Genomic DNA, 5,238 nt, shown 5'->3' on the forward strand with positions numbered 1-5,238 from the left:
ACGTTCGCGAGACACCCGCGAGCCTGACGCACCCGCAGTTGCCTATGTCTTGAGACATCCCTTGCCCATGTCCTGAACCACGACACTGTCCCCGCAACAGATGAAGAGGCCCCGGAATCATTAGATTTCGGGGCCTCTGCTGTACCTGCCGATTCGCTGCAGTTGCGGTCTGACTACAGCGCCGGCGTGAGTGATGCGCTCGTGCTACGAAAGACGCTCGTGACCGATCCGACGCCGACCGAGTCTTTGAATAGAGCCCATCGTTCTAGTTCTCGACCAGCGAGAGGGCTTCCAGGACTCGAGTCCACTTCACTACCGTTGCGATACTTGCTGGCTGAAGTGCCGACCCAATCTGGATCGACGTCGACTGGGCCACGACTCCAAGGAGGATGGTTCGGATCCTTCCGATCTCAAAGCCTTTGGGACCGAAGAAGCCGTTCCGGTCGACTATCAATGCCGGCCCCCCGCTGTTGCCCGGGAAGACGGCGCCGTCGTTGAGGAACGCAGGCTCTCCCATATAGTCCTGCCAAATGGCCGTTGCAGTGATGCCGCGACGTACTGTCGGCGTCTTGTTGGTCTTGTCCCACAACCCCTGCGGGAAGCCGACGAAGATTACGTCCTCGAACGCCTCGATGTACTGCATATCTTCGATTGAGGGAAACATCTCGTGCTTGAAACTGGCGAAAAGTGGTGGTGTACCTAGCCGGGACAGGCTGGCTGGCTTGCCGGCCATTGGCAAGACCGCCACATCAGCATCCGGATGTACAAACCACTCGGACTTGGTGAAAGTTACAGAGAGGTCAGTTCGGCGTTGGCCGTCGCCTGTCCGCTGGGCATGGCGCCTTGCGGTGGCGGAGGTCAGGCCCATGCCCCCCAGAGAACATTGTTGGACGGAGTCGAGACGATCGAGCGCCCTAGGACACTTACAAGATGGAGACCCGTCCCGCGCGACGGGATCTTGACGTGCGCGATTATCTGAGTTTTGCCCGGGCGGACGAACCTTTCTGTGTCTAATTCACCCTCCGTTCACTTTCGCCAGCGGAGCGAACAGTTAGCGTGAAATGCGGTTCGAGACATCCTCAACCGGCGGAAAGGGAGGCTAATGAAGAGAAGAAGGGGCCTCCTCGCGGGGGTGGCTGCGGCGCTCGCGCTCGCTGGCGTGCTTGCGGCACCGCTCGCGGCGAGCGCAAACACGCAGCAGTCCGGTTCACTCAACTGCAACGGCGTGCTGGTTCTCTCCAGCATGAAGGACAACGGAACCGTTTCCACTCACAAGCACAAGCTTGGTGTCCAGGTTCGTGAGAACACGTACAACCACGCTGCGAACGCGTGGACGTACTACAACTCAGGATTCACCTCGGTGAGTCAGGTCCTCTTCGTTTCCAACGGCACCATCTCGAACTGGGGGCGTTCCTGTGACTGGTAAGCGCCGCTCGATCCCTGCCGCTGTCGTCGCCGGGCTTGCGGCAGCGGCACTCGTCGTCCTCCCGGCACTTCCGGCTGCTGCCGAGAAGTGGAGCTGGGGCGCCTCCTACAATTGCGGCTCCAACATGGTGCAGACGTCGATGCTTCAGAAGGGCGACGGCTACCACTATCACGGGCAAGTTGGCGGTGGAGGCCAGGGGCACAGCGTGCCCTACTCCGCGGCCTATACCTGGTCGTACTGGACCTCCGGGTACACCACCGTGTCGTCGGCGACGTACATCAACTCCACGATCGACATCTCCAGCGGCGGCCGCGGCTGCGACTGGTAGGACCAAGAATGAAGAAGAGCACCCTGCGCGTGGCGATGGCCGGCGCATTCGTAGCCAGCGTTCTTAGTCTCGCAGGCTGCTCTCTGGTGGGAGACGTTGCGCCGTCTCCCACTCCTCCCTCGTCGGATGACGGTACTCCGGACCTGGCGAACATGACGAGCGATGAGTTGGCTCAGTGGCAGCTCGACTCCTACTGGGAGATGGTTGCGAGTCAGCATCCGGGCGCCATCCGACCCGAGATAGAAGTCGTTCGGTACATCGATCTGCCTGAGTCTGCGACGGTGCTCGCCGGATGCATGGTCGATTCGGGCTGGCCCGACGTCCGGGCCACGCCAGACAATGGCGTTGAATCGGGCACGATTCCGGCAGGTCAGGAGGAAGCGTACGATCTCGCGATGTATGTGTGTCACGCCTCCTATCCGCTCGATCTCAAGTACATCCGCCCTCTCACTGAGGAGCAAAAGTCCGCGCTCTACGCCTATCTCAGAGACGAGCTCGCGCCGTGCCTGGAGGCCGAAGGATTCAACGTTTCGGATGCGCCGTCTGAGCAAGCGTTCCTAGAGTCGTACGACGAGACCGGCGGGTGGGACATCTATGCGAGCGTGGTTTCCGCTGGCCTCTCCCAGGAGGCGTGGTACGAGATCAATGAGGTATGTCCGCAGGTTCCGAGCGACTTGTATGAGTAGGCGCCTCATCGACACTGGAAGCCGATGAGGGTCCCAGTGAGGCGAGATTCGCCGAGTCAGCAGGTCACGATCGCTGAGACGAGCGTGGCTCGTCGTCGTCCGAACCGTCCTCGGCTAGCGATCCTTGCGGCTGCTCTGGTGGTGCTGGTCGTCGGAGGGGTTCTGGGCTGGGCGATCGCCACGGTCGTTACGCCAGCTACGGACCCTCTTGACTCGACCGCGACGACCTTTGTCGAGGTCGTCGACGGCGAAGTTGGATCGAGCATTAACCTCAACACCACTGCTGAGTGGACTCCGGTTCCGATCGCGAACAACCAGGCTGCGGGAGTCATCACCAGTGTGAACGTGACTCCGGGCGAAGAGGTCGCCGCCGGCGCAATCCTCTACTCCGTCAATCTGCGACCCGTCGTCATTGCGCAGGGGGAAGTTCCGGCATTTCGGTCGCTCAGCACTGGCACGACTGGTGCCGACGTCGCCCAGCTGCAGTCCTTCCTCGCCGCCATCGGCCAGTATCAGGGCGCGGTCGATGGGCGGTTCGGCTCGCAGACGGCCCGAGCGGTAAAGGCGTGGCAGAAGTCAATAGGCGTGGCTCAGGACGGCGTGGTGCAGACTGGCGATCTTGCGTTCGTGCCGACCTTGCCAACTCGGGTTTCTCTCGACAACGAAGTCATCTCGCGTGGTGCGGCCTTGAGCGGCGGCGAGGATGCAATCCGCGGGCTGCCGCAGGAGCCTGATTTCGTCCTGCAGGTCGCGGAATCGCAGCTCGCCCTGATCCCCGTCGGAAGTCGAGTTGAGATCTCGGCCCCCGACGGTTCGCTCTGGGAAGCGGTAGCAGCGGACCATCGTGAAGAAGCGACGAGCGGGTACACGATCACCCTCGTTTCAGCCGAGGACGGCACGAGTATCTGCGGCGACCTGTGCGCGGATATCCCGGCCGAGAGCCCAACGTCACTTCGGTCGCAGATCGTCACGATGGAGACGGTGAACGGGCTCGTCGTCCCCACGGCCGCAATCCTCACGAGATCAGACGGCAGGCTGGCGGTGACTGACGACGGCGGCGCTCAGCATGTCGTCACGCTGGTGGCAAGCGCGCGGGGAATGGCAGTCGTGGAGGGCGTAGAACGGGGCATGAAGGTGCAAGTGCCTGCGACGGCTGGATGACCGTGCTGTCGGCGCGAAGCCTCGGGTTCGAGTACGAGTCGACCCGTCCCGTCGTTGACGATTGGGACGCTGACTTCGCGGGGGGCGAGGTCGTTGCTATCACGGGTCCTTCGGGTAGCGGCAAATCGACCCTGCTGTACCTGCTCGGGCTGATGCTCAGCCCGAAGCGGGGGTCGGTACTAATCGACGGCGAGCCCGTCTCCGGGCTCGGTGATGCCGCAAGCTCGACACTCAGGGCGCAGCGGTTTGGGTTCGTCTTCCAAGATGCGGCACTCGATTCCTCGCGGACCGTCCTCGACAATGTTGTCGAGACGGCGCTCTATCGCCGGCAGCCGCGGGCATCGGCGGTTGCCGAAGGGCGCGCGCTTCTCAAGCGATTCGGCGTGGAATTGCGAGCCGAGGCGAAGCCGGGTCAGGTCTCGGGTGGGCAGGCCCAGCGCGTGGCGCTCTGCCGTGCGCTCCTCGGGCGACCCGAGTTTCTCCTGGCAGATGAGCCGACCGGCAATCTCGACCCCACCTCTGCAGAGGTCGTCGTTGCGGCGTTTCACGAGCAAGCTGCGGCCGGCACTGCGGTCATCATCGTTACTCATGACCCGGCGCTGGTTGCGCAATGTCACCGGCAGATCACCCTATGAACCACGTGGTTGCAGTGCTTCGTGAGGCATGGGCGGTTGCCCGCTCTCAGACGGTTGCCTCGATTGTGACGATCATCATGGTTGCCGGCATGGTCGCCGCCGTCCTTCTAACCACGGGCCGCACCGTGGGATCCGAGCAAGCAGTTCTCGGTTCGATCGACTCCGCGGGGACAAGGTCGATCATCATCCGCGCCGAATCCAGCGCGGGCCTGGACAGCTCGGTGGTGGAGCGGCTCGCAAACGTCGATGGCGCTGAGGCCATCGCAGCATTCGGCCCGGTCGACGACGGTTCGAACGTTCTCATACCCGGTGCAGACAAGGTACCGACTCGCGTGCTTTGGTTTGCGGGCGATGCAAGCATCGGCATCCCGACCACGTCGCCTGTCAAGAACAGCGGCATGTGGGTCTCCGAGGTCACCGCGGGGCAGCTAGGCCTTGAGTCGGGGGTGGGCGGCGTAGCAACGAACTCGGGAGCGGAATACTCCGTCCTCGGCAAGTTCACCACCCCCGCATATCTCGACTTCCTGGAGCCGCTCGCCATCGCGCCTCAGGTTCGAAACGAATCCCCTGGGACCGTGTCAGTGCTGGTCGTCATTGCGGAGCGGCCCGAACTAGTTGCGCCCCTAACGGAGCTCGTCGTTTCCGTTCTCGGTGTTGACGACCCGACGAAGGTGCAGGTCGAGACGAGCGAGGACCTGGCAAAGCTCCGGTCTCTGATCCAGGACCAGCTCGGTTCGTTCGGTCGAGGCTTGACGTTCATGATCTTTGGCTTGACGGCGGTCCTCGTAGCTGTGATCCTCTACGGCCTCGTCGTGCTCAGACGGAAAGACTTCGGGAGGCGCCGAGCGCTGGGCGCATCGCAGCGACTGATTATCGCGCTACTGCTAAGCCAGGTGACCATGCTCGGCACGGTCGGTGTGTTCATTGGCACATTGATCGCCGTCACGACCTTGTTGGCATCAGGGGATCCGCTGCCTGGGTTACCCTTCATCACAGCGGTTG

The 5,238-nt window shown here is 62.5% G+C and carries 7 protein-coding genes; 6 read left to right on the forward strand and 1 reads right to left on the reverse strand.

The window, feature by feature from the left end; translation table 11 throughout:
* Positions 1-265: 265 nt before the first annotated feature.
* Positions 266-868, reverse strand: a complete 603-nt coding sequence (locus tag ACILQS_RS15355) for a hypothetical protein (RefSeq protein ID WP_395640997.1) — start codon at positions 866-868, stop codon at positions 266-268.
* Between the two features lie 264 nt (positions 869-1,132).
* On the opposite strand from ACILQS_RS15355, the gene ACILQS_RS15360 reads away from it, so the two are divergent.
* The 6 genes from ACILQS_RS15360 to ACILQS_RS15385 all read left to right on the forward strand — a co-directional run.
* Positions 1,133-1,426: a hypothetical protein gene (locus ACILQS_RS15360; RefSeq protein ID WP_395640998.1), complete on the forward strand. Its 294-nt coding sequence runs from the start codon at positions 1,133-1,135 to the stop codon at positions 1,424-1,426.
* Positions 1,416-1,754: a hypothetical protein gene (locus ACILQS_RS15365; protein WP_395640999.1), complete on the forward strand. Its 339-nt coding sequence runs from the start codon at positions 1,416-1,418 to the stop codon at positions 1,752-1,754. The genes ACILQS_RS15360 and ACILQS_RS15365 overlap by 11 nt, the downstream gene beginning before the upstream one ends.
* 8 nt (positions 1,755-1,762) lie before the next feature.
* The gene (locus ACILQS_RS15370) at positions 1,763-2,440 is read left to right on the forward strand and encodes a hypothetical protein (protein ID WP_395641000.1); all 678 of its coding nucleotides are present in this window, start codon (positions 1,763-1,765) and stop codon (positions 2,438-2,440) included.
* 138 nt (positions 2,441-2,578) lie between these two features.
* Positions 2,579-3,601, forward strand: a complete 1,023-nt coding sequence (locus ACILQS_RS15375; protein ID WP_395641001.1) for a peptidoglycan-binding protein — start codon at positions 2,579-2,581, stop codon at positions 3,599-3,601.
* A complete protein-coding gene (locus tag ACILQS_RS15380; RefSeq protein WP_395641002.1) occupies positions 3,598-4,236 on the forward strand; it encodes an ABC transporter ATP-binding protein in 639 nt (212 codons plus the stop codon). Before ACILQS_RS15375 ends, ACILQS_RS15380 begins: the two co-directional genes overlap by 4 nt.
* A partial coding sequence (locus ACILQS_RS15385) for an FtsX-like permease family protein (protein WP_395641003.1) occupies positions 4,233-5,238 on the forward strand: 1,006 nt, incomplete at its 3' end. The genes ACILQS_RS15380 and ACILQS_RS15385, both read left to right, overlap by 4 nt.

This window comes from Pseudolysinimonas sp., from assembly GCF_044239695.1.
GTDB lineage: Bacteria > Actinomycetota > Actinomycetes > Actinomycetales > Microbacteriaceae > Pseudolysinimonas_A.